The organism is Myroides odoratus (assembly GCF_001549985.1).
GTDB classification, from domain to species: Bacteria; Bacteroidota; Bacteroidia; order Flavobacteriales; family Flavobacteriaceae; genus Flavobacterium; species Flavobacterium odoratum_A.
Window position 1 is genome coordinate 43,123 of sequence record NZ_LROZ01000002.1, and the last position, 25,034, is coordinate 68,156.

Genomic DNA, 25,034 nt, shown 5'->3' on the forward strand with positions numbered 1-25,034 from the left:
TATATTTCTACGGATAAACGTTCTTCCCTATCTAGTTGCGAATCGTTAATTTTATTTACCCTCTTGACATAAGGTTGTCACTCCTCCTTTTTACTTTTGTAGGGAACATTCAAAAACAAATCCAATCATGCAACAAATTCAACTACCCGCTAAATACATCCTCGGTATTGCCATTCGCACAACCAACCAAAATGAACAATCCGCTTTGGATATTCCACAGCTATGGCACGATTTCCATACCCAGCAGATCCAAACCAAAATACCGACTAAAGTAAGTGAGGATATTTATGCTATTTATACCGATTACGAAAGTGACTTTACAGCGCCTTATACTACAATTATAGGCTGTGAAGTACATGCATTAACTGAAATTCCCGAAGGAATGGTGGGTCATATTATTCCTAGTGGATCGTATACAAAATTTGAGGTACAAGGTAATTTACTGGAAAATATCGTCCTTGATGCTTGGGTTAAAATTTGGAATTCACCAAATCTTGAACGAACTTACACTTCGGATTTCGAAGTCTATGGACCTAAAGCCCAAAACCCTACCCAAGCAGAAGTAGCCATTTATATAGCCACAAAATAATGTTAAACGCAGTAGATTCTTTTTACTTTAAACAACCTGAGCCCAATCAAAGCTGCTTGTTAGCCTTGCGCGATTTCATCCTTCAACAAGATACACACATCACAGAATCGTTGAAATGGGGTATGCCTTGTTTTTCTTTTCGCAATCGTATGTTTTGTTTTTTAGCACTTACAAAGGCGCCACAAAGCCCTTATTTACTCTTGGTAGAAGGACATCGCCTTGACCATCCGCTCTTAGAAACAGGAACGAGAAAACGAATGAAAAGCCTGAGTATAGATCCAACTAAAGATTTGCCCTTCGCTCCTATTCAAGAAATACTAGAGGCTGCTTTACATCTTTATCGATCGGGCCAAATTAAATCAAAATAACGCGTTTTTCTCTCCATTCTGGGTTATCTTTGGAGCAAGTACAAAATTTCAATCATACAGAAATGCGAGTAGGTTTTTTTCAATATGCCGTTATTTGGAGAGATATTCAGGCAAATCTAGATTATATCGCGACGAAGGTGAAGCAAGAAACATTTGATTTATTGGTTCTACCAGAATTCTTTACAACAGGCTATGCCATGAATACGCGAGAAGAGATTTTACCGTTTGCGGAAGATTTAAATCACAGTCAAACCGTTCAATTTTTAATGCGATTACTCCAAGAAACAGGAAATGGGTTCATCTCAGGGACAATACCCGAAATAGATCAAGGTGTTTTATACAATACCTCTATTTTAGTTAGCGCAGCAGGACTAGTTACGTCCTATCGAAAAATACACCTCCCTGATTATGAGAAACGATTTTTTCAACCAGGTGATGCTGCCATTGTACATCAAACGGAACAAGCAACTATTGGTTTATCCATTTGTTTTGATTGTTGGTTTCCGCAACATACTTCGCTCCTGAAACTACAAGAAGTGGATGTCATTTGTCATTCCTCTTGTTTTGGAGGGCCAGTAACCCCAACAATTATTCCCATTAGAGCTTTAGAAAATCAATGTTTCTATATCAGCTGCAATCGAATTGGCGAAGAGTATTTTGAAGGCGAATTGGAATCTTATCGAGGTGAAAGTCAGATTGTCAATCCCGATGGAAAAGTACTTGCTAAAGCGGCTCATACAGAAAGTTTGTTATTTGTTGACCTTAATTTAAACGAAGTCAATCATCCCGACTTTGGTTCTTTAATCACCAAAAACTTTCAAGCAGAACACCAAAAATATAACATTAGTTTATAGTCAAAGCGAGTTTCTAGAAACTCGCTTTTTTATGCTACTTGAATCACTCGCTCCCCCGTCCAAAAGCAAGCTACAAGATGACGTGGATTTGAAAAAATAAAGTTGACTCAAACGCTTCATTTTTATTTTCTATTTTTACCTTTTATTAATTTCAAATTCAACTCGTCTAGCTGATGTTTTTTAACGAATTTCCAACCTTACAGACTGATCGACTCTTCTTAAGGGCGCTTCATTTTACAGATGCACCTGCGCTATTTGATTATTTTTCGAAAGATGAAGTGACTGATTTTTACGATTTACCAACCTTTCAATCCATTCATGAAGCTCAAGAACTGCTGTTAGCTTGGCAAGAGCGCTATCAGAATCAAGATGCTATTCGCTGGGCCATTACGCTACAAGACCACCCCAGTCAGCTGATTGGTACATGTGGATTTCACAATTTTTCTAAAGAAAATGCTCGTGCAGAAATTGGGTATGAGCTACATCCCAACTTTTGGAGAACAGGTATTATGACAGAGGCAATTCAAGCAATTATTCCTTTTGGTTTTGAGGCATTTGACTTACATCGCATCGAGGCGTTTATCGACCCTGCTAATATTTCTTCTCGCAAATTACTAGAAAAAGTAGGCTTACAAGCAGAAGGAGTGTTAAGGGATTACTTTTTTGAAAAAGGAAAATTTGTAGATGCCGAGATTTTCTCTCTTTTAAAAAGAGACTATCTCATGCGCTAACACCTACAAATTTGCAACTAATTAAAGCGTTCTTTTCATTTCAAATTGAGCTAAATCACTAGCTAAATTCAACTGATTGAAAAAAGCAGCCATTGCTTTGGATGTATCGTCAATATTATAGACATATACTGCCTTGGATGCAGTGATTTGCTGCATGGTTTGAATTAATTGTGTAGCAATTCCTTGTCGTCTATAATCTGCGTCTACAGCCAATTGGAGTACGCGTTTAGACATGGGATTAAAAATAAGGTAACCCACCATTTTTCCGGCTTGATATGCCCCAAGTATGTGGCAACGGGCTTTGCTGTTTTCTAATGCCGATACGGAATTTTGCCAAGACGGTTGAATATCCCAAAAAGAAGAAAACACCGTCCAATTAAAATCAGTCAACTCCTGAATTTCAACTGGTTTATTTGCCTGATTCACTTCGGTTTCGCCTTCAAAGCAGATTAATTTTCTAGCTTTGTGGTACCCCATTTTTTCATAAGCGCGAATAGCAGAATGATTCCCTTCAATTACTTCTAAGACTAATTGTTCTACTTCTAAAGGCACTAATCGCTCAAGTAACCACGCATACATTTTAGCAACCAGTCCTTGTCCGCGATGAGAAGGCACTACACCTGTAGCCGCATTATATGCCGTTAATTTTCCCTCTACACTGTTAAGGGCATGAAGCATAAATCCAACTAATTTCTCTTGATCTAAAACCCCTACAGACAAATGCAGTTGAATATTTTCAGCCGCTATTTTATTTTCTAATTGTTCTACAGTTAGCTGTAAAGGAATGATATAATCTGCAAAGGATTCATTCAATACTTGAACAATCGCTTCTTTATCTACTTGACTTAAATCTATTACTTTCATATGTTAATCGTACTGTGTTCTACTTATTCTTTTCTTTATACCAATGTAAAGCGTTTTGCTCTTCTCTTTGGATGAATTCATCTTTTCCCTCATTGTAATCATTTCCGGATTCCCACTGTTGTTGTACCAACTGTTCTTTCAGTGCTTGATAAGCAGCTTTGACGGAGGGATGTGTACGCAAATAATCGCGAAAAGCTAGATGACGTGTCCAATTTTCAGACGTTGTGGGAATAACGTGAATATGAGCCAAACGCAAGTTGTGGTCGTGCATTTTTTCAGGTATTTCATCCTTCACATCAATCACCTCAGGCAATGCTAATGCATCTGGAGCATCATGAAGCAAAACAAAATAGCGGCGATAAGGCATATCGACATTGTATTTAGGATAATACACATAGTTTTGCCCTGCTAATAACGCAGGAACTCGATCTAATTCTTCCTCATTGCGAACACCTACCATAAGATCAATAATAGGTTTAGCAGCCAATCCCTCAACGGATGTACTACCAATATGTTCGATTTGAGGTTGCAGCTCTTTTAAACGAAGGGCTAGCTCACGCTTAATACGCTCAAATTGTTCATTCCACTGGGGGTTATAGGGCTCAAAAGGTAAAATCATACATCTATCTAGTTCTTTAGGGGTTACTTTAGTATCATCATCTCAAACAAAAGTAGGCAAAACCAAAAAAAGGAGGGATACTATTTGTTTTCATTTGTGTTCAATTTATAAGGTTTATGACAAACAAAGGACGAAAGCTTCAGGTCAGCCAAGTAACTACCCTGTTTTATTCTCTTGTGCTATCCTTTTCCTACTAGGCTATGTACTTGTCTCAACGCATATCCTCTCTGTTTAAAATGAACTAAAAACCATAGAGAAAAGTTCGATTTTAGGGTATTTCTTATTTTTTATAAAAAAAGAATGTAAAAAATTTCAACGGCTTAGTTTTTTATAACCAAACAGTTAATGAATCTCAAGGGGATTGTCAACAAAAAAAAGCGACAAAACTCTTGCAGATTAATAAAACAGCGCTATCTTTGCACCGTTCTAATGAAGAACTGAGGCATACGCTGAAGGGGAGATACTCAAGCGGCCAACGAGGACGGACTGTAAATCCGTTGGGTAACCTTCGCAGGTTCGAATCCTGCTCTCCCCACATACACGATCTTATACATTATTGTTAGACTAAAATAAAAAATACCGGAGGGGGAGATACTCAAGCGGCCAACGAGGACGGACTGTAAATCCGTTGGGTAACCTTCGCAGGTTCGAATCCTGCTCTCCCCACAAAACATACATATGCTATTTTAGTTTAACAATATAAGGAGGGGAGATACTCAAGCGGCCAACGAGGACGGACTGTAAATCCGTTGGGTAACCTTCGCAGGTTCGAATCCTGCTCTCCCCACATAAAAAAAGCCTTCTAATTTAGTTTAGAAGGCTTTTTTTTTACATACATGTTAACTGTAAACTATTCTCGAGGTTCCGACTGGATTCGAACCAATCTACTGATTATTGCGTAATCAGGCCTCCCAATCGGCCACGGAACCTTGTTGGTATATCTTGTTAATCATTTAATATACAAAATATTATATTGATTTCCAACTATATGCTATCTTATCCGATGAAGTTTATGCGTTGTGAAGTTATAGACGCATCGATTTATCGATGACAGAACCCGTTTACTTGTTTCGAAACCCCTCTCCTTTCTCTCATTGATTTTACTTTTGTTTTGATGTTCGATGAATATATCTCACCTATTTTATATTTGTTTTAGTGTTCGATGAATCTACACTTCGTTCCGATTTTCACTGCGTTCCGATTTCCCTACTCCATTGCTATGCTCTCATTTCTGAATGCACCGCCAATATATCCTTTAAATCAAATTCACTTCTTCCTTCTTTTACTATGCGGCGCAATGCGCTTTGAATCAACATACTTGCTTCTTTGGCGCAATCCGCATACGAATCGTACTCCTTTAATTTAAGTAGTAAGACCAAAGCAGCAAAGAGTTCACCTGTACCCGGTGGATCGATGGGGACATAGTCGATTTTTACCACCTTGTAGGCTTCTTTTTGTTTGACAACAATATGAAGCAATTGTGCTGTTGTATCTTTAAATCGACAGCCTGTGATGAGGATGTCTTTGGCTTGTAAGATTGGATGCTTTTCTACTGCATGTACCAATGCTTCATAGGAAGTAACGGGTTGATTCAATATGGTTTCTATTTCAAACTGATTGGGGGTCAATACATCTGCCAAAGACAACAAATGTTGCATAATTGCTTTTGGCACTTCTTGATTGACATATAACCCTTGCGGTTGATCTCCCATCACAGGATCACATAGATAGAGTATCGCTGGATGACTCTTCTTGATGGTGCGAATAAACGCAGCTGTTTGTTCTACTAACTCAGCAGATCCGATGTAGCCCGTTACAATAGAAGAAACTTCATCGAGTATATTTAATTTCAAAATCCCCTCTAAAACCTCTTGGAACAATGCACTAGGCATGAGTCCTCCTCCTACTGTTGGCAGTCCATATCGATTCGATAAGATGACCGTTGGCACGGCAATAGCATCTTGACCTGCAACTTGCAGCACGAGGGAAGTCGTATTGCTTCCCACATATCCATAAGCCACTTTACTGTGAATGATTATTGTTTTCTTACTCTTCATTGGCGTACTAAAAAAAGACACTTAAATGTACTACATCTCAAAGCGAATCACTCGCAATTTCTCTTTATTTTTTGATTTCTTCAATTACTTCTAAAAGCTGTGTAGTAATAAACGATAGCTCTTCTGCTGTCAATTCGGTATGAATCGGCAACGACAATACTCTTGATACCAAGTATTCCGTATGAGGCAATTCGTACGTGCGATCTTGTAAATCCTTAAACATCTCTTGTTGATGGCAAGGCACAGGATAATAAATCATAGTTGGCACTCCTCTTGTTGCTAATTCACGGTGAACAAGATCTCGCTCTATCCCTTCTAAAATCAAGGTATATTGATGATAGACATGGTGGCTATAAGCAGGTTCAAAAGGGGTAATTAGATTGGGATGATTAGCAAATACACGATTATAATACGCTGCTACAGCCCTTCTTTTGTTGCAATACTCATCCAAATACTTCAATTTCACACTCAGAATAGCGGCTTGAATACTATCCAGTCGACTGTTTACTCCAACAATCTCATGGTAATAGCGTTTTTCAGAACCGTGATTGCAAATTTTCATCATTTTTGCGGCTAGTTCATCGGAGTTTGTCATGATCACTCCCCCATCTCCATAAGCGCCTAAATTTTTAGAAGGGAAAAATGAAACACAACTGATGGTGCCGATTGTTCCTGTTTTTCTAGTTTCATTTGCTGTATTGTAATTTCCACCGATACTTTGTGCATTATCTTCAATTACAGCTATATGATGTGCTTCTGCCAGTTGCATAATGGGCTCCATATTGGAACATTGTCCATATAAATGTACCGGGATAATTACTTTTGTTTTGGTTGTAATGGCCTGTTCTAAACTTTCCATATTCATTGTAAATGTATCGGGATCTACATCGACAAACACGGGTGTTAGCCCTAATAATGCTACTACCTCAACCGTAGCAATAAAGGTAAAAGAAGGCGTGATTACCTCATCTCCTGGTTGTAAATCCAACGCCATTAAAGCTATTTGCAAGGCATCTGTTCCATTCGCACACGGAATGACGTGCTTTGCTTTCGTATAAGAAGCCAATTGACTGGTGAAATGTTTAACAGCAGGACCATTGATAAATGCAGTACTATCAATCACTTCTTTGATTGCTGCATCAATTTCCGTTTGAATGCTTTGATACTGTCTTTTTAAATCGACCATTTGAATTGTATTCCTCATGTACCTTCGTGTATTAGTTTGTTTTTTATGTTTTTCTCCTCAAGCTTCATTCAAGGGAACTTACCTTGCTATTCCTCTGTTTTGTTGGGTACAAAAATAACTGCTATTTGGATCATCATAGTATACCAGTTTACAACTTCTTTATAGTCCAGCAACTCTTTTTACTTCTCCCTTCCTTTTGTTCACAATAGATAATTCACTTTCAATCTGCTATAAAAAATGCCTCGCAACTTTCGTTGCGAGGCATCTTACGTAACAAATTAAATCTAGCGTTCTTTTCACGCTGTATATAAAGAAAATTGCACTTAAACCGTATCCTTATTTCATTTTTATCCTTCCACTAAAAATCTAGTAATGAGCAAACATAGGATAGTCTTGCATCATGCGTTGCACCTCTCCTTTAATTTGGCGGTGTTTGACGGCATTGTCTTTGTTTTGCAACACCTCGTGAATTAGCTCAACGATGCTATACATCTCTTTTTGCAACAATCCTCGGGTAGTAATTGCAGGTGTTCCCACTCGAATACCCGACGTGATAGCCGTTGATTGTTGATCATAAGGAATCATATTTTTATTCAGCGTAATTCCCGCTTGTTCCAATATAATTTCAGCTTCCTTTCCGGTAATTCCTTTGCTACTCAAATCCACTAGCATCAAATGGTTGTCTGTTCCTCCAGATACCAGCGTATACCCTCTATCTAAAAAAGCCGTTGCCATCGCGCGACTATTCTTTTGAATTTGCTGGGCATAAGTCGTAAAATCGTCCGTTAAAATCTCGTGAAATGCAACTGCTTTAGCTGCAATAGTATGCATGAGAGGTCCTCCTTGATTACCTGGAAATACCGAAGAATCCAGTACCGCAGACATCATTCGAATCTCGCCTTTTGCCGTTTTCAATTGAAGGGGATTTTCAAAATCTTGTCCCATTAAAATAATCCCTCCTCGAGGTCCACGTAAGGTTTTATGCGTTGTGGTTGTAACAATATGACAATGTGCAACGGGATTACTCAATAATCCTTTCGCAATTAATCCCGCAGGATGTGCCATATCCGCTAATAAGATGGCTTGTACACTATCTGCAATAACTCTGAATCGCTCATAGTCAATGCCTCTTGAATAAGCGCTTGCACCAGCAATAATCATCTTGGGTTTTTCTTTTAAAGCAATGGCTTGTATCGCATCGTAATCCAATAGTCCCGTTTCTTTACTTACCCCATAAAAAACAGGTTGGTACAATTTTCCTGAGAAATTAACTGCTGATCCATGCGTCAAATGCCCTCCATGGGTTAAATCAAATCCCAAAATCTTATCCCCTGGCTGTAAACAAGCCGCTAATACGGCAAAATTAGCTTGTGAACCTGAATGGGGTTGTACATTGGCATAAGTAGCTCCAAAAATGGCCTTAATACTTTCAATAGCCATATTCTCCACTAAATCCACATACTCACATCCCCCGTAATACCTTCTACTAGGATATCCTTCCGCATACTTATTCGTTAAAATCGATCCATTCGCTCTCAATACTGCTTCGCTGACAAAGTTTTCTGAAGCAATCAATTCTAAAGATTCGCGTTGCCTTGTTTCTTCTCTTTTAATTAATTCAAATAGAAGTTTGTTGTTGTAGTTGTTCATGATTGTTGCATTTACTTGTTGTTAAACCACAGTAATCTAACTCCAAACGAGTTATTTACTTTCTTTGAGCACAAAAATAGGCCTATCATGGAGCAATAAAACAACACAGTTTAACAATATCTAGTAGTCCAGTAAAGTTCTTTTTTTCACTCCCAAAAACTTGGTTATCTTTGGCTTTCATCAGTAACCCCATTCAGCAATGAAAGTCAAATACAAAAGTAAAGTCTCTGTTTTAATTGCCTTTATCTTTATTGGTACCCCCTTATTGTGTGTGTTAGGGGCCATTGGTGAGGGAAGTTGGATTGGATGGGTGATTGCTATATTGACTACAGCCCTCCTTGCAAATATGTATTTTCAAACCTATTATGAGATTGATACAACCCAAGCGACTTTACGCATAAAAGGAGGGATTATGGTTCATGAAACTCTCGCTATTAAAGATATTCGAAAGATAGAAGAAACGAATAATCCATTAAGTGCACCTGCCCTATCGATAGACCGTTTGGAAATTCACTTTAATAAATTTGATAGTCTATTAATCTCCCCTAAAAACAAAAAGGATTTTATAGCTGACTTACAACAAATTAATCCAGAAATTAACTATATTCCTAAAAAGAAATAAAACAGTTTTATTATTCTTTTAAACGTAAATTATCCTTCCTTTTTATTGCGGATAGTCAGTTGAAACTCACTGGGTCTGATATTTAACAGCTGTTGAAACGTGTTGCTAAAAGCTGCAATACTAGAATATCCAACTTCAAAAGCAACTTCGCTTACATTTTTATTGTTTTCCATCAGTAACTCCATCGCTTTAATGATGCGTAACATCTTTAAATACTGTAAGAAAGAAATGGCTAAATGCGTTTTAAACAAACGCGTCAACGACCGTACACTATAGCCAAAGGTTTCAGCGAGATACGTCAAGGTCAGTTCCTCTCCTAAGTTTTGGTGCATAAAATCCGTAATGACCAACATATGATGATCTTCTGTCGTTGGCAGTTGAATGGAAAAAGGTTTTCCTGGATCTTGCATGATAAAATGCTTCATGGTCGTTAAAAATTCATAGGCCCACGTATCGGGAAATATAACGCCTTTCCATTGTCTTGCATAGACTAACATTTCATACATCAGATGACTAACGGGATAAATACCCAATTCTTCCATAAAATGATACTTTTCATCCATTTCCTCCTCGTGAAAATAAATATTTAAAAGCACAATTTCTGTTGTATTCGACTTTACATTGTGAATCATCCCTTTGGGAATCCACACATAATGTTGAGCAGGAATATAGTATTCTCGCTCCTTCGTTTTTAAATAGGCAATTCCACCTGAAACTAACAGAATCTGACTTTTATTGTGTTTATGAGGCGGGAAACGATGTTCCAATTGCTCGCGCATGATGTAAATGCTCTTTGGATATTCGTCAATATCTTTTTCTGCTTGTGCTAAGATTTTCATACTGGCTAAAATAAGTAAAATATTGGCTAGTTATATAAAATACTTAGAATCATTCTATTCTAGTTTTGCATAGAACAAACGATATAAAACAATGAAACAACGTCAAAACATAGTACTTCTGTTCTTTTTGCTAGTCAATTATCATTTCCTATTCAGTCAAGAGGCCGCTCAATCCGCTGCTACTTTTGATTTGCAAAAAGTATGGCAGTACACCGAAGATAATTATAAAAACCTAGCGATTATCCGCTTACAGGCACAGGATAAACAAGAAAATATAAAGCAAACGCAAAGTAGTCGATTACCAACGGTACAATTCGAAGGAAGCTACAGCAAACGATCTGATTTGTCTCTTTATGAGGATGGATTTCTTCATCAACCCACTGTAATTCCCATTCGATCCACTCAATACAATACTTCTTTGTATACGGATGTGGTACTGTATCAAGGGAATCAAAAAAACAGGCTGCTTCAAATTCAAAAAGTAGAACTCGCCTCGATACAAACGCAATTGCAACAAACGACAGCAGAAGCAAAAATAGAGAGTACAAAGTTATTCTATGCCCTGGTTTTACATCTCAATTACCAAGAATTAGTGGAAAAAGAGATTGCACAAGATGAAAAACAATTGAAAGATATACTAAGCCTATATGAAAATGGTACGATTCTAAAAAGTGATGTATTGCGGGCGGAAGTAACGGTATCGAATCACAAGATGCTTTTAAAAGAAATTGCGAATAATTTGGTCGTTGTTACCCAACAACTGAATCTCATGATGGGACGAAAAGATACCGATGCGTTGATTCCCGAATATGCGGATTTAGATCAATTGCCACTGCTTGTCAGTTATGAAGAACAGTTGAATCAGGCTTTATTGGGAGCTTATTCCATTCAATTAGCCAATCAAGAAATTGAAAAAGGAGCCTTGACACTCCAACAGATTTCGTCTGCTGTGTTACCGAAGCTATCTTTATTTGCTGATTATGGTCTTAGTTATCCCCAAAATAAAACCTATCCGTATGCTCAAGCTTTATATCATATGGGTCAAGTAGGGTTGAAATTAAATATTCCTATTTCTAATTTATACCATACAAAGCACCAAAAAAGCAGCCAACAAATTGCCATGCTCCAGCAACAAGTAGAAAAAGAGCAACAACAAGATCAGATTAAGAATGAGCTGCAAACCTATATGGTTCACTATCAAGAAAGCTTAGATCGCATTGCGTTAGCTGAAAAAAATATCCGCCAAACGACAGAAACGCTGCGCATTATTCGCAACAGTTACTTTAACCAACAAGCTTTACTCATCGACTTACTAGATGCAGAAACGCAGGTTTTACAAGCGCGTTTTACGCTTACAAGTGCTAAAATAAACGCCAAAATTGAATACTATCAAATCCAAAAAATAACCGGAATATTATAAGCAACTATCATGAATAAACATACTACAAAAACCGATCATCTTATTTTAAAAATAACGCAAATTTTAGCTTTAGTCCTCTTAGCAGGTTTAGTTATTTATGGCTTATTGGCGAGTGTGGAATACATTAAATACGAATCGACCAATGATGCCCAAGTGGAACAATATGTCAACCCAATTAACAGTAAAGTTGGCGGGTATATTCAACGCATTTACTTTGAGGAGAATCAACTGGTTCAGGCTGGAGATACGCTTTTACTCTTAGACAGTCGAGATTACCAAGCAACCTTATCTGAAACAGCAGCTTCACTGGAACAGGCACAAGCCCAATTGAATATTCTCGATTCCAATATCAATACGCTAAACAATACAGCCCAAGTAGCCCAAGAGCAAATCAAAGTGGCACAAGCCAAACTCACTAGACAACAACAGGAGTTTAAACGATATGCCAATTTACTTGCAGAAGAATCGACCACCCAACAACAATTTGACAATGTCAAAACAGCGCTTGATATTGCACAATCGGAATACCAAGTGACCCAAAATAGCTACCAAGTAGCCTTGGCTAAAATTGAAGATATCAAGGCGCAAAAATTAGCCGCACTTGCTGAAATTAAAAAACAAGAAGCTTCTTTAAACAAGAACCAGCTCAATGTAGGATATACTGTTATTCAGGCACCTTATACGGGTAGAATTGGCAAAAAAACCATTCAAGAAGGGCAACTGATTCAACCAGGACAAACCCTTTCTTATATTATCAATGAAGAAAGTGGAAAATGGATTGTTGCCAACTTTAAGGAAACGCAAATTGGCAAATTCCACCTTGGTCAACGTGCGAGAATAACCCTAGATGCCTTTCCCGATAAAGAATTTAGAGGGGAAATCGAATCGATTTCTCCAGCAACAGGTTCGCGTTATTCTCTTTTGCCTCCAGACAATGCAACAGGTAATTTCGTTCGCATTATTCAACGCATCCCTGTTCGCATCAAATTAGTAGAAGATTTAACTCAATTTCCCAATCTATCTGCGGGAATGAATGCTCATGTATATATTGACAAACCATGAAACTAGCTCCCCTCCCAACGTTTAAAGCCTGGGTACCAGACTACCTCATTCGCATTACGATATTTTTACTGCTATTTCCTGCCTTAGCTGTTTTTGCTTTTTATTACAGCAATAGTTTAGATACCATGGGGCATTATGGAATAGAAGCAGGTGATGTACAATATTCCGTTTTACTCATGTATGGCGCCTTGGTTTGCTTTTTACCTTTAGACGATCGATTAGTCAAGTATTTTAGTTTGCGAAAATACCTGCTCCTCGGGGTAACAATTAACACAATCACCTATGTGGTATGCGCAGTAACTCGAGATTTAACGATCTTATTTGTCTGTCGTTTTATTCAAGGTGCTGTTTGTGCCCTCTTTTGTAGCATTTGCTTGAATTTACTCTTTCCGAGATTAAATTCAGCAAGAGCAAGAGTTATTGGCTATACTATTTTTTATGGAACACTTTTAGTTTGTGTTCCTCTTTGCGGTATTTTATGTAGCTATATCTTACAATCCTATCCCTTTGAACTCTTGTGGTATCTCTTGATTTTATGTCAGGTACCTGGAACAATTTTACTGCTGATTACAACCAATAATGTATATTTAAAACCAAGGCTCCCCTTATACCAAGTGGATTGGGTTAGTTATATCTATTTTACTGTCATTATTTGTTCCATTGGCTACATCTTTGTGTATGGACAAAAATTAAACTATTTAGAAGATGCAACCATTAGCGGATTAAGCCTCCTAACGGTAGGTGCAATTCTCTTATTTATCTTGAGACAACAACGATTAAAAAGGCCCTTTATTAACCTAACTGTATTTCGATATCAAGATTTCTGTTTGGGTATTGCGCTGTTAATGGTATACTATTTTTTTAAAGGAACAACGGGGTTTGCTTATACGTATTTACAAACAGCTTTGGGAGTGGAGTCCATCAACCTAACCCCAATTTATCTGGGCAATTTATTGGGGACGCTTGCTGGATTACTGGTTACATCTAGACTATTATTAAACGGAACTGCAATTAAATACCTAGTACTGGGTGGATTTAGCTTATTGCTCCTCTACCATATCCAAGTCTATTTCTTATTTTCAAGTCAAGGAGATCAAGATTCCTTTATTCTCCCTTTCTTTATTCAAGGAATGGCTATGGCAGCCCTGCATATTCCCTTAATTGTCTATACTGCGGCCTCTATTCCACCCGCTATATCCAATGCCGTTTCTTTTTTGGGAATCAGCTTTCGATTTCTGAGTTTTTCAGTGACCATAGGCCTAACCAATTACTTTCAACTATTTAACAAAAGTGTACATTACAATCGTACCGCAGACTATATAACAGAACTAAATCCTTTTCATACGCAAGCCATTCAACATTTTCAACAACAAGTACTCCTAGACGGTAAAGATGCAGCACTAGGTACGCAATTGGCAAGTAAACTATATACCAATCACATCTTACAACAGGTTAATTACCGCGCTTCTATGGATTATTACAGCTGGGCTATTTGGGGACTGGCAGGAGTTATCCTCTTGGTTTTACTCGCCAAACCGACCAAAAAGGTCATTACGAAATTGAGTAAAAACTTTATTCCTTACTAAGCTTTTGTACTTTTTCAACGGGGAATCCATGATAAACATGGATTCCTTTTTTATTCCTCCTTCTGATCAACTCCAAATCAAAATTGCTTCAATTAAAAAATGGAACTACTCCAATAGAGGTAGTTCCATTTCTATAAAAAAGCGATTAAAACAAAAAAATTACAAGGTTAAAGAAGCAGGTCCAAATTCTTCGAAGAAGATAGCGGCCTTATCTACTTTTTGATCCACTAAATACTGGTAATGTTTCTCAATAAATCCGCGAGGTCCACAAATGTAGTATTCTGCTTCTTGGGATACAATATCCTCTTCTAGCTGTGCCAATTCCACCCATCCGGTGTATGTATTGGGTGCAGCAGTCTCTACTGTATCATAAAAAATATGTTGCGTCACATTGGTATTGGCTTGTTCTACTTCTGCTAGGTGTTGTTTAAATGCGTGAACCTCTAAATCTCTACAACCATGCACCCATTTAATTGGGGGTTGCTCCTCGCCCTGAACGAGTGATTCTAACATAGATACAAGCGGCGTTTGTCCAACTCCACCACTAATAAATACTTTTGTTTTTGCGGGGTTATCTTGTAAAACAAACACACCAGAAGGTGCAGAAAGATCAACCAAATCTCCAGGTTGAATCACCTGATGCAAACGGTTGCTAATTAATCCATCTGGATGTTGGCTTCCGCTTTCTCTTTTTACCGAAATACGGTAATATTCCCCATTCGGTGCACAAGAAATGCTATATTGTCTAGGTTGTAGTAGGTTCAATTCAGGTAAAAACATACGCAAGCTCAGGTATTGTCCGGGTTTAAAACCAGCAATAGGTCCTTGATCTGCTGGGTATAGATAAAAAGAAGTAATTTCTGTAGATTCTACTACTTTGTCTTTAACCACAAAGGGTCTCCAACCTGTCCATCCTCCTTTTTCATTTACTTTTTGATTGTAAATATTTTGTTCATGCCCACTCATCAAATCGGCCAATTCTTGATAAGCTACTGCCCATGCACCTAATAAATCATCCGTTGCTGCCTCGCCTAACACCTCTTTAATGGAAGCAATTAAGTGTTTTCCTACAATTGCATAATGCTCTGCTCGGATATCCAAACTGGTGTGTTTATGCCCAATAGAATCCACCACAGGAAATAAAACACTTGGATCATCAATGTGCTCGGCATAGGCTAAAACAGCCATAGCCAAAGCCGTTTGTTGTTTTTCGTTTTGTTGGTTTCCTCTATTAAAAACATGCTGCAACTCTGGATTGTGTTGAAACATACGTTGATAAAAATGTTTGGTTAGCACTACCCCGTGCTCTCTTAAAATAGGAATCGTAGCTTTTACTAATTCTTTTTGTTCTGTTGTCATGATTTACTTGTTTTGCTATTCAGATAAAAAGAGCTTTTTATCTTTTATTTACTCATACTCTTGGTGGGTTTATCCTACCTGTTTACAAATAAAAGACTTTTATCTCTTTTATTCAAGTAAAAGATGAACTTATTTTTCGTTCCTTTTTTTTTATTTATTTAGTGTAAACTGCCCTTCAATCAAACCTAAATTGAATTGGCCAATCGTTGTCGTCTTCAAAACATGAGCTAAATTATCTCTAATATGCTTAAAATCATTATGTAACGGACATGGATTTGTCTCCGAACAATAGCTTAATCCCATTGCACAGCCTACAAAGAGCTCTTTGCCTTCTACTGCTTCTACAATTTCTGCCAAAGGGCGATTAAAATCTTCTCGTTCTAGAAAGAAACCTCCATTAGGTCCTTTTGTTGATTGAATAAGCCCTTCACGGCTTAGTTTTTGAAGTATTTTGGCTAAGAAATGTTCTGGCGAATTGACTTCTTGCGCAATCTCCTTTATTCCTGATTTATACCCTTGCTCACTTCTTTTGGCAATGTATAAAACAGCTCTTAATGCGTATTCACAAGTTTTTGAAAAAATCCCCATAACTTCTTATATCTAGTATTGTATGCTTCTTGATAGCAAATGTATGATAATTCTTTCGTATTCTATTCATGATTGAATGAATTGCCCGTCAATGGTACCTCTTTTTATTTCAAGTATTTAACAAAATACTTGGGCACTTCTTCGTAGCCTTGTCTCAAGTAAAAATCATGAGCTTGGATTCTCCTACTATGACTGTGTAATTCAATGCGATCACATCCCATTTGCCTTGCTAAAGCAGTCGCATATTCCTCCACTTGTTTCCCTATTCCTTTACTCCTTGCTTCTGCATCCACTGCGAAATAACTAATTCGCATAAAATCACCTCGTACTGCTAATTGAGGGATTAGATACAAGGAGATAAAACCAATCACCTGGTCTTGCTCTTCCACTACCAGTAGTTTTTCTCGGCTATCCTGTCTCATTTTGACAATTTTAGCAGGTAAAAAATCCAACGTATCTGGATAACCTAGCTGTGTTAAAAGATCAGCCACTACAGCTGCATCTTTTTCTTCCATCGTTCGTATCTTCATCTTTGCTCTTTTAGTCTTGTTCAAAAGAAAGTAAGGTTCCATCTTTTTTAAATTCGATGGAATACCGAGCACGTTCATTGCTAATCGTTCTTGGATACCAACGCACCCGATTTTTTCTCGTAATCACGTATACCGTTAAATCCGAAGGATCCCCTCCTATTTCTTCTACTTTTTCTTTTAATGCCTCATACACATTGTTTGCATGTACAAAAGGAATCTCATCTAAAGATACAACGTCTTGTTTGATTTTGGTATGTTTCGACAGTACAATTGGTTTTGGTTCCTGCCAATGTCCATCCACATAATAATATTCATCCACATAATTAGCATTATCGGGATTTTGAATCTGCAATAAAACGCGATAGTTATCGTAAAAATGAATGGATTGATAGACATAAATTGGTTTGTCTTTCAATTGTGGAAGGTTGCGCAACGCTGTTTCTACCTCTTGTAGATCTGCTCTATGTGCTGCAAATTCAGTTTTCTTTTGAGGTTGAGCCATCTCTTTTGTTTCTATAGGAGACTCCTCTTCTACTACCTGTTCTTGCCCTTCAATAGGTTGACTGGTCGTACTTCCGTTTTTTGTATCTTCAATCGACTTTAAAAAATCTGTACACGAACTCAAAAAAACAAGAGAGAACAACAATACACAAACAGTTCTATTTCTTTGCTTCATGGCTTACTGGGGATTAATGTCTTGTTCAAATTGTGCTTTTGACGGTTCTTTGGGGTCATAGAACAAATCACAATGGGTTTGATTTTTAATACTTCCCACCTCGAGTAAAGACACTATTTTTTTTATTTTTACTTGATGAATTATCCCTCGATCATCGGTATATTCTACATCAAATCGAACTTCAGGTTGTTCATTGATATAGGTTCCTGTCTGTTGAACGCTTAAAATGGTTCCATTGGCTCGTTTGCCTCTAAATTTCAATGCTAGACTAGCTGTTCCAATATTCATTTTTCTAAAAATCAAGAACTTTACAATCACGTAAATAAGGCCCGTAAATAGAATTAAAAAGCCAGCACTACTGATTAAAGGATGACTCAACGTTAGAAAACGCCAACCATAGCCTTCACTTTCTAATTGATAAGAAAACGCATAGTAGTACAGCACAGCTGCTAAGAGAAGTAGCCACAAGGCAAAAAACAATCCATTTATTCGCCCTTTGGTTCCTTCCAAAATAACATAAGGTTGTTTCTTAAAAGTTGGATCTACGCGTAAATGAATCATTTTTCCTTCAACAAAACGGTTTTGTTCTGGCTTAGAATCGTTAATGTCCATCTGGTGCTGAATGCTTTCGTTCTCCAGATTGTGCAACTTCAGAACCACCGATCGAATGGCAATATTTTGCTTAAAAATTGAATTAGCGCTCACTTGAGCAATACGCGCATCTAGGCGTTTACCCGTTTGGTTAATTTGCGTAATATTTCGCTTAGACTGAATGGTATACTTGAAGACCAAGTACAATAAAACAGCAAATATAACCACCCAAAGGGCTATACTCAATCCTAAATACACCAACGCTTCTGTCGGGTTTACCGTTGCTAAGTGATGCCTCTGAAATTCACTCCCATAATAGATAATTGCAGGATGAGCGAAAATAAAATACAAGAAAAACAAAAGCCAAAAAAGCCCAAAAATCTTACTCATGTACGTATTTTTTGTTTAGTTTTTTCGTGTAAGGTGAAGGTAATACGCTAGTAGAAATCTATTTTTTGTTTGATGATGCTACAAAACTACAAAAAAAGCAATAAAACGAAGCAAAGGAAAAGGGGGTTTGTTTTTTGTTCTTTGCTCTTTGTGCTTTGTTCTTTGCTCTTTGTTCTTTGCTCTTTGCTCTTTGTTCTTTGTTATTTGCTCTTTGTTATTTGCTCTTTGTTATTTGCTCTTTGTTATTTGCTCTTTGTTCTTTGCTCTTTGTTCTTTGCTCTTTGTTCTTTGCTCTTTGTTCTTTGCTCTTTGCTCTTTGTTCTTTGCTCTTTGTGCTTTGCTCTTTGTTTTTTGTTCTTTGCTCTTTGTTCTTTGCTCTTTGCTCTTTGTTATTTGTTTTTTGCTCTTTGTTTTTTGCTCTTTGTTCTTTGCTCTTTGTTCTTTGCTCTTTGTTCTTTGCTCTTTGCTCTTTGTGCTTTGCTCTTTGTTCTTTGTTATTTGCTCTTTGTGAGGTTTGTGCTTTGCTCGATTTTCTCACCTTCTCACCCTCTCATCGCCTCACCCTCTCATCGCCTCACCCTCTCATCGCCTCACCCCCTCACCTTCTCACCCCCTCACCTTCTCACAAAAAAAACTACTCTTCCACTTCAAAAATCGCTTGAATCGAAACACTAGATCCTAGTGGCAAGGAGCTTGCGCCTCCTGTATTTCTCGTATGCTTTCCTTTTTCTCCCAATACCTCAACGACCAAATCCGATGCGGGATTCATCAATACTGCGTGTTGCGTATAGGTATCTACCGTATTAAAAGCCCCTATCAGTTGAACGCAGCGTTGTACTTTATTTAAATCTCCCCCTACAGCGTCTTTCAAAATAGCTAATACATTCAGCATGGTTACCTTGGTTGCTTCTTTTACTTGCTCTTCTGTGACCTCTACCCCTAATTTTCCTGGATTGAATATTTTTCCGTCTTTCAAGGCCACTTGATTAATAAACACCAAATTACCAGAACGCACATACAGCTCGTAATTGCCTACGGGTTTGGGTAAATTAGGTAATTCTATTTTTTTATCCTTCAAGCGTTGATTAACATCTACGACTGCTTGCGTTTGCTTTGTTTTCACTACAGGTTGTGCCTTTTTATTTCCGCGTAATGCACTGGCAACTCGAGCTAATTTTTCTCCTTGGTTTTGCGCCAAATAACGCTCTTCTTGGGTCGGTCGGTCTCCTTTGTTAATAGACATCGGACTCGTAACGCCTAATACGGAATTCCCTTGCTTTTTGGTGGTATCTATTTGATCAAACCCTTGAATGCCATTGGGAATTAACAACATCCCATGAACTGCCAAGGTATTCCAAAAAGCCTGTAACGCCAATTCATTTGCTGCACCACTGCCCCCTGACATAAACACTGTAGCGGGTTTTTCTTCCAATGCACGTGCCGTCCATAAGTCAATCGTTTGGGCAAAGAAAACACTCATTCCCGTGCTGATATTTCCAAAATAAACAGGAGAACCAAAGGCAATTCCGTCGTATTGAGGTAATTCATCCACCTCGACCAAAGGAACAGCAGCTAATGCTGGGAGATTGTTCTCTTTTACCTTCTTAATTGTCGCTTTAGCACCTGGCCAGCGCTCAATACCTTGAGCGATTTCTTTAGCTAGCGTATACGTACCGCCTTGATCAGAATCAAAGAGTACTAAAATATGAGTGGTCGGTTCTTGTGCCATACTGTGTTGGGTAGTTAAAATTAATACGATTGCAAGGAGCAGGGTCGATACTTGTTTCATGTTGATTTATTTTGACTTGTTCTATACAAAGATACACTTGCTTTTTTTATTAACTTTGCCAAAAAGTATATGCAAAACGACACACCCAAATGTGGATTGATTGAACAGAATCAGGGAAATTATACGGATAAGCTAGCGATTGATGCCTATTTTTGGTATGTACAAGATTGGCAACATGATACGTATACTCACACTCATCAACGCTACCAATTGACGTATGTAGAACAAGGATATCAATATTTCCATCTGGATACTAAAACCTATTTAGTTCCGCAACATCACGTCATTTGGATTCCCTCTCATACCACGCACCGCATTAGTTCAGAAGCTAAAACCGTTCACTTACGCGTGGCTCTATTTAAAACAGTTCCTCAAGATGATTTCTTCCAACACGTACACGTTTTTTCAGCTCCCCCAGTACTAAAAGAAATGCTGTTGTATGCAAGTAAGTGGAATCAAGTCGTTGATGAAAATCCCGATCAAGCGCTTTTTATCCAAGCCATTTTGAGAAATCTTCCTGAATTCTGTCAGGAAAATGAGTCGTTGCATGTGCCAGTTCCTACACATCCGCGTTTATTGGAAGTTTGTACTTTCATCCATACACACTATCACACCAACTGCACAACAGCAGATTTAGCTACTATTGCGCAAATGTCTACCCGAAGTTTACAACGCCTTTTTAAACAAGAAACGGGGATTACACTACAGAAATATACCCAATTAATCCGAATCTTAAAAAGCATTGAACTGCGCGATACCCAACAATATACACTCAGTGAAATTGCACTTCTGGTAGGATATAGTAGCTTATCTGCCTTTACGTTGTCGTATAATACAATTATGAAATCCAAACCTCATCAACACAAATAAGGTTGCTAACAATACCCCAATAGTTTAAATCTTTCCCCAACTATTTGCGAATTTTTTATACTTTTTTCAGCCTCCTTTGCTTGTAACCCATTCTTTTTACTTAATTTAGCCTCTAATTAAAAAAACTAAATATGAAAAAATTAGGCCTACTTTTTAGCATCTTATTGACGTCATTTGCTATTAATTCTTATGCTCAATCACCTATCAATGTAGGGATTAAAGCGGGCGCTAACTTTACAAACTTTTCAAGTAATCCAAAAGACTATAGCAGCAAAACAGCTTCTGGTTTTGGCGTAGGTGCTATGGCGCGTATTAACTTAAATCGTTCGTATATTCAAGCAGATTTGATGTATTCAGAAAAGAGCATCAAGTTTGAATCTGATCTTAGCAGTGATAAAACAAAAATGAAAAACATCGAAATTCCGGTGGTATACGGATATAAATTATTAAAAAGTCCATTGTATAACCTAAGAGTTTTTGGTGGTGGTGTATACTCTGTTGTTTTGAACGACTTATCTAAAGGTTCTGTCGATAATGCATTCAATGAATTTGATAAATCTAATATTGGATACCGTGTAGGTGCTGGTGTAGATATTTTAAAATTCACTGTTGATGTTTCGTATGATGGTGGTTTAAACAACGTAAGTAAGAGTTTCTCATCTAAACCAAATACATGGTTTATTGCTGTTGGATATAAATTTCTATAATCCCACTTCCCATTATAAAAATAAGGCTATTACTATGCGTAGTGATAGCCTTTTTTTATTTCTTCCCTTATTTTGCAACAGCCATTGAACAGTTTCTATTCAACACTAGTTTTACTTTAAATTTTTATTATTTTTGTGCTATGCAAAAGAACATCAACATTCTAAATAAACGAGCTAAGTTCGAATACGAGATCTTAGATAGATATACTGCAGGAATTGTACTGACAGGTACAGAAATTAAATCTTTGCGACTGGGTAAAGCTAGTATTGCAGAGAGTTTCTGTGAATTCCAAAACCTAGAGCTTTTTGTGATTAACTCTCAAATTGAAGAATATGCCAATAGTAGTCATTTCAATCACAAAGCAAAAACAGAACGCAAGCTGTTATTAAATAAGAAAGAATTAAAGAGTTTACACAAAAGTGTGCAAAATAAAGGATTAACCATCATTCCTTTGCGTCTATTCATCAATGAGAAAGGGCTAGCCAAAATGGATATTGCACTGTGTAAAGGAAAGAAAAATTACGATAAACGAGAGACGATTAAAGATCGTGACAATAAAATAGCTCTAGATCGCTTGAAGAAAGCATACTAGAACGAGGACTGAATTAAACAAGCATCCGACTAAGGGTGCTTTTTTTATAGTACAACCCAAAAACATGAAAAAGAATCTACTATTAATCCTCGGACTACTAGCTGCTACAGGAGTACTTGGACAACACCCCACGGAACAACCAGCACCTATTTCTCCTACGGTAGGCCCCAAAAGCACAACCAACCAATATTCCAACAATCAAATCGGAACGGAATACGATTTTGTTCTGAATGAGCAACATAAACCGATTCAAAATGTTCCATTGGATCGAGAGGCTATCTTGATTTATGACTACGATGGTACCTTGAAATCCTTCAACCTAGCTACCCAAAAAATCAACTGGACCTTTACTGCTCGAGATACCGTGGTTACCTATGCAAGAAATAAATTCACCTTAGAACAGGGTGTCGTTTACATTCCCTTTCTCAATGGGGAACTTTATGCTTTAAACCACAAAACAGGGGAAGTATTCTGGGAAGCAAAAATAGGATTGAAAAACAGTGAGTACATCAAAATGATGATTAACCAAATTCCCGTTATTCACAACGACTTCCTCTATCTCGTTACCCAATACGAAAACAGCAATATTTACGCCTTTGACAAAAAAACAGGACATCACATTTGGAACTACAAGTTAGAATTTCCGTATAATCACATGCCTGTTTTATATGCAAATAACAAAGTTTTTGTTCCCAATGCAGGCTATGTATACAACTTTGATGCCGAATCCGGAAAGGCTTTATATGCCCGTGGTTTCAAAACAGGGATGTACTCTAGACCTGTGAGTAATGGAAAATATGTTTTCATTGCTGATTTAGGAGATCAATTGTTTGCTCTGCACCCAGACAACTTAGCTATTGTATGGGAGATTACCCTAGAAGGAGGAGCTATCGGACATAAAATGGTGTATAACAACAACCAATTACTAATTGGAACTGGCCGTAATTTTTACGCCATCCATCCCGAAGATGGGGCGATTATCTGGCAAACAGCAGTTCCCTTTAAAGAACAGGCCGATAGACGCTTTGAATTGCAACAACTAGAAGTTTTTAACAACAAAATATACGCCTACAACAACAAAAGTACCTTCTTTGTGGTTAACCCTAAAGAAGGTAAAATTGAACGAGAAATAGAGCTTAAAAATACCCCTATCTCTAATATTGAAGTCCAAGATGAAAACAATATTTTCTTCTACTGTGAGATAGGACTCATCAAACTCAACCTCCAAACCAATAAAGAGGAATTAGTTTATATGCGCGCTTCGATTCAATCAAATCCAAAAGAGAATTATATTAAGCTAGTTCGTTAGTTTTTTTTTGTAAAGTTGCTGTTTGCTCTTTGCTCTTTGTGAAGTTGCTTTTTGCTCTTCGCTCTTTGTGAAGTCGTGAGGATTGTCGATTAAAGAAGAAGAAGAATTCTCTTTAGCTAGATGATTTACCTCATCGACTCACCATTCACACCCTCTATCAAGTGAAGTTGCTTTTTTGTGAAGTCGTGAGAATTGTCAATTAAAGGAAATACGCTATTTGTTACTGCGCCTAGTTATTCCAATTAGTCAATCTGCTCAGTATGTCATGCTGACGCAGGAAGCATCGCATCCGTTACTCAACGTTTGTTTTTTGTTTTTTGTGAAGTTGCTTTTTGCTATTCGCTCTTTGTGAAGTCGTGAGATTTATCGATTAAAGGAAATACGCTATTTGTTACTGCGCCTAGTTATTCCAATTAGTCAATCTGCTCAGTATGTCATGCTGACGCAGGAAGCATCGCATCCGTTACTCAACGTTTGTTTTTTGTTTTTTGTGAAGTTGCTTTTTGCTTTTTTGCTCTTTGCTCTTTGTGAAGTCGTTTTTTGCTCTTTGCTCTTTGCTTTTTGTGAAGTCGTAAGATTTATCGATTAAAGGAAAATTCTCTTTAGCTGATAATTTACCTCACCAACTCACCACCTCACCCTCTATCTCACCTATTTTATATTTATTTTGGTGTTCGATGAATCTTCACTGCATTTCGATTTCTCATTTCCTCTCTCCAGAAGTTGCTCTTCGCTCTTTGTGAAGTCGTGAGAATTAGCGATTAAAGAAGAATTCTTCTTAGTTAGAAAATTCACTTCTCACCACCTCATCGCCTCACCATTCACATCTTCTAGTAAGTGAGGTTTGCTTTTTTGTGAAGTTGCTTTTTGCTCTTCGCTCTTCGCTCTTTGTGAAGTCGTAAGGATTTTCGATTAAAGAAGAAGAAGAATTCTCTTTAGCTAGATGATTTTCCTCACCACCTAATCAACTCACCACCTCATCGCTTCACCACCTCACCCTCTATCTCACCTATTTTATATTAATTTTGGTGTTCGATGAATCTTCACTGCGTTTCGATTTCTCATTTCCTCTCTCCAGAAGTTGCTTTTTGCTCTTTGCTCTTCGCTCTTTGTGAAGTCGTAAGGATTTTCGATTAAAGAAGAAGAAGAATTCTCTTTAGCTAGATGATTTTCCTCACCACCTCA

The 25,034-nt window shown here is 37.6% G+C and carries 25 protein-coding genes and 4 tRNA genes; 15 read left to right on the forward strand and 14 right to left on the reverse strand.

The window, feature by feature from the left end; translation table 11 throughout:
* Positions 1–127 precede the first annotated feature (127 nt).
* From AWV75_RS03420 to AWV75_RS03435, 4 genes are all read left to right on the forward strand, one after another.
* Entirely contained in the window at positions 128–589 is a 462-nt protein-coding gene (locus AWV75_RS03420) for a GyrI-like domain-containing protein (RefSeq protein WP_060873047.1), read from the forward strand.
* Positions 589–957, forward strand: coding sequence for a DUF1801 domain-containing protein (locus AWV75_RS03425; protein WP_060873048.1), 369 nt, complete (start codon positions 589–591; stop codon positions 955–957). The genes AWV75_RS03420 and AWV75_RS03425 overlap by 1 nt, the downstream gene beginning before the upstream one ends.
* A 62-nt stretch (positions 958–1,019) precedes the next feature.
* Positions 1,020–1,811 (forward strand): carbon-nitrogen hydrolase family protein, encoded by a 792-nt coding sequence (locus AWV75_RS03430; protein ID WP_060873249.1) that lies wholly within the window; start codon positions 1,020–1,022, stop codon positions 1,809–1,811.
* Between the two features lie 173 nt (positions 1,812–1,984).
* Positions 1,985–2,542, forward strand: coding sequence for a GNAT family N-acetyltransferase (locus tag AWV75_RS03435; protein WP_060873049.1), 558 nt, complete (start codon positions 1,985–1,987; stop codon positions 2,540–2,542).
* A 21-nt stretch (positions 2,543–2,563) separates the two neighbouring features.
* Here AWV75_RS03435 and AWV75_RS03440 read toward each other — a convergent pair whose 3' ends face one another.
* Both AWV75_RS03440 and AWV75_RS03445 read right to left on the reverse strand, forming a co-directional pair.
* A complete protein-coding gene (locus AWV75_RS03440; protein ID WP_060873050.1) occupies positions 2,564–3,406 on the reverse strand; it encodes a GNAT family N-acetyltransferase in 843 nt (280 codons plus the stop codon).
* Positions 3,407–3,425: 19 nt separating this feature from the next.
* Positions 3,426–4,025 (reverse strand): GrpB family protein, encoded by a 600-nt coding sequence (locus tag AWV75_RS03445; RefSeq protein ID WP_060873051.1) that lies wholly within the window; start codon positions 4,023–4,025, stop codon positions 3,426–3,428.
* A gap of 454 nt (positions 4,026–4,479) precedes the next feature.
* Here AWV75_RS03445 and AWV75_RS03450 point away from each other — a divergent pair.
* From AWV75_RS03450 to AWV75_RS03460, 3 genes are all read left to right on the forward strand, one after another.
* Positions 4,480–4,560, forward strand: a tRNA-Tyr gene (locus tag AWV75_RS03450).
* Between the two features lie 50 nt (positions 4,561–4,610).
* Positions 4,611–4,691, forward strand: a tRNA-Tyr gene (locus AWV75_RS03455).
* Between the two features lie 40 nt (positions 4,692–4,731).
* Positions 4,732–4,812, forward strand: a tRNA-Tyr gene (locus AWV75_RS03460).
* A 72-nt stretch (positions 4,813–4,884) separates the two neighbouring features.
* Here AWV75_RS03460 and AWV75_RS18660 read toward each other — a convergent pair.
* From AWV75_RS18660 to glyA, 4 genes are all read right to left on the reverse strand, one after another.
* Positions 4,885–4,954 (reverse strand) — tRNA-OTHER (locus AWV75_RS18660).
* Between the two features lie 288 nt (positions 4,955–5,242).
* Entirely contained in the window at positions 5,243–6,082 is an 840-nt protein-coding gene (gene pdxY / locus AWV75_RS03465; protein WP_060873052.1) for a pyridoxal kinase, read from the reverse strand.
* Between the two features lie 64 nt (positions 6,083–6,146).
* The gene (locus AWV75_RS03470) at positions 6,147–7,268 is read right to left on the reverse strand and encodes a DegT/DnrJ/EryC1/StrS family aminotransferase (RefSeq protein ID WP_060873053.1); all 1,122 of its coding nucleotides are present in this window, start codon (positions 7,266–7,268) and stop codon (positions 6,147–6,149) included.
* Positions 7,269–7,634: 366 nt separating this feature from the next.
* Complete coding sequence (glyA, locus tag AWV75_RS03475) at positions 7,635–8,918, reverse strand: serine hydroxymethyltransferase (protein WP_060873054.1); 1,284 nt, start codon at positions 8,916–8,918, stop codon at positions 7,635–7,637.
* A 199-nt stretch (positions 8,919–9,117) separates the two neighbouring features.
* Here glyA and AWV75_RS03480 point away from each other — a divergent pair, with 199 nt between their 5' ends.
* On the forward strand, positions 9,118–9,540 hold the full coding sequence (locus AWV75_RS03480; protein WP_060873055.1) for a PH domain-containing protein: 423 nt from the start codon (positions 9,118–9,120) through the stop codon (positions 9,538–9,540).
* Between the two features lie 29 nt (positions 9,541–9,569).
* Here the strand turns inward: AWV75_RS03480 and AWV75_RS03485 are convergent, their stop codons facing one another.
* Positions 9,570–10,379: a helix-turn-helix transcriptional regulator gene (locus AWV75_RS03485; protein WP_060873056.1), complete on the reverse strand. Its 810-nt coding sequence runs from the start codon at positions 10,377–10,379 to the stop codon at positions 9,570–9,572.
* Positions 10,380–10,470: 91 nt separating this feature from the next.
* Between AWV75_RS03485 and AWV75_RS03490 the strand changes: the two genes are divergently transcribed.
* The 3 genes from AWV75_RS03490 to AWV75_RS03500 are packed head-to-tail and all read left to right on the forward strand — an operon-like array spanning position 10,471 to position 14,447.
* Positions 10,471–11,799, forward strand: coding sequence for a TolC family protein (locus tag AWV75_RS03490; protein WP_060873057.1), 1,329 nt, complete (start codon positions 10,471–10,473; stop codon positions 11,797–11,799).
* A 9-nt stretch (positions 11,800–11,808) separates the two neighbouring features.
* Positions 11,809–12,861 carry an HlyD family secretion protein gene (locus AWV75_RS03495; protein ID WP_060873058.1) on the forward strand — a complete coding sequence of 351 codons (1,053 nt, stop codon included), beginning with the start codon at positions 11,809–11,811 and terminating at the stop codon, positions 12,859–12,861.
* Positions 12,858–14,447 carry an MFS transporter gene (locus AWV75_RS03500; RefSeq protein WP_060873059.1) on the forward strand — a complete coding sequence of 530 codons (1,590 nt, stop codon included), beginning with the start codon at positions 12,858–12,860 and terminating at the stop codon, positions 14,445–14,447. The genes AWV75_RS03495 and AWV75_RS03500 overlap by 4 nt, the downstream gene beginning before the upstream one ends.
* A gap of 159 nt (positions 14,448–14,606) precedes the next feature.
* Here AWV75_RS03500 and hmpA read toward each other — a convergent pair whose 3' ends face one another.
* The 7 genes from hmpA to AWV75_RS03535 form a co-directional block, all read right to left on the reverse strand.
* Positions 14,607–15,806, reverse strand: coding sequence for an NO-inducible flavohemoprotein (gene hmpA, locus AWV75_RS03505; RefSeq protein WP_060873060.1), 1,200 nt, complete (start codon positions 15,804–15,806; stop codon positions 14,607–14,609).
* A 150-nt stretch (positions 15,807–15,956) separates the two neighbouring features.
* Entirely contained in the window at positions 15,957–16,394 is a 438-nt protein-coding gene (locus tag AWV75_RS03510; protein ID WP_060873061.1) for an RrF2 family transcriptional regulator, read from the reverse strand.
* 104 nt (positions 16,395–16,498) lie between these two features.
* The gene (locus AWV75_RS03515) at positions 16,499–16,924 is read right to left on the reverse strand and encodes a GNAT family N-acetyltransferase (protein WP_060873062.1); all 426 of its coding nucleotides are present in this window, start codon (positions 16,922–16,924) and stop codon (positions 16,499–16,501) included.
* A gap of 10 nt (positions 16,925–16,934) precedes the next feature.
* Positions 16,935–17,600: a hypothetical protein gene (locus tag AWV75_RS03520; protein WP_060873063.1), complete on the reverse strand. Its 666-nt coding sequence runs from the start codon at positions 17,598–17,600 to the stop codon at positions 16,935–16,937.
* 3 nt (positions 17,601–17,603) lie between these two features.
* Positions 17,604–18,581: a hypothetical protein gene (locus AWV75_RS03525; RefSeq protein ID WP_060873064.1), complete on the reverse strand. Its 978-nt coding sequence runs from the start codon at positions 18,579–18,581 to the stop codon at positions 17,604–17,606.
* Positions 18,582–18,795: 214 nt separating this feature from the next.
* Positions 18,796–19,119: a hypothetical protein gene (locus AWV75_RS18665; RefSeq protein WP_060873065.1), complete on the reverse strand. Its 324-nt coding sequence runs from the start codon at positions 19,117–19,119 to the stop codon at positions 18,796–18,798.
* A gap of 96 nt (positions 19,120–19,215) precedes the next feature.
* Positions 19,216–20,370, reverse strand: a complete 1,155-nt coding sequence (locus AWV75_RS03535) for an Atu1372/SO_1960 family protein (protein WP_060873066.1) — start codon at positions 20,368–20,370, stop codon at positions 19,216–19,218.
* A gap of 69 nt (positions 20,371–20,439) precedes the next feature.
* Here AWV75_RS03535 and AWV75_RS03540 point away from each other — a divergent pair, with 69 nt between their 5' ends.
* The 4 genes from AWV75_RS03540 to AWV75_RS03555 all read left to right on the forward strand — a co-directional run bounded on the left by AWV75_RS03540 (position 20,440) and on the right by AWV75_RS03555 (position 23,849).
* Positions 20,440–21,240 (forward strand): AraC family transcriptional regulator, encoded by an 801-nt coding sequence (locus AWV75_RS03540; RefSeq protein ID WP_060873067.1) that lies wholly within the window; start codon positions 20,440–20,442, stop codon positions 21,238–21,240.
* A gap of 131 nt (positions 21,241–21,371) precedes the next feature.
* Positions 21,372–21,947, forward strand: a complete 576-nt coding sequence (locus AWV75_RS03545) for a porin family protein (RefSeq protein ID WP_060873068.1) — start codon at positions 21,372–21,374, stop codon at positions 21,945–21,947.
* A 140-nt stretch (positions 21,948–22,087) separates the two neighbouring features.
* Positions 22,088–22,540, forward strand: coding sequence for an SsrA-binding protein SmpB (gene smpB, locus AWV75_RS03550; protein WP_060873069.1), 453 nt, complete (start codon positions 22,088–22,090; stop codon positions 22,538–22,540).
* 64 nt (positions 22,541–22,604) lie between these two features.
* Entirely contained in the window at positions 22,605–23,849 is a 1,245-nt protein-coding gene (locus AWV75_RS03555; RefSeq protein WP_060873070.1) for an outer membrane protein assembly factor BamB family protein, read from the forward strand.
* Positions 23,850–25,034: the final 1,185 nt, after the last annotated feature.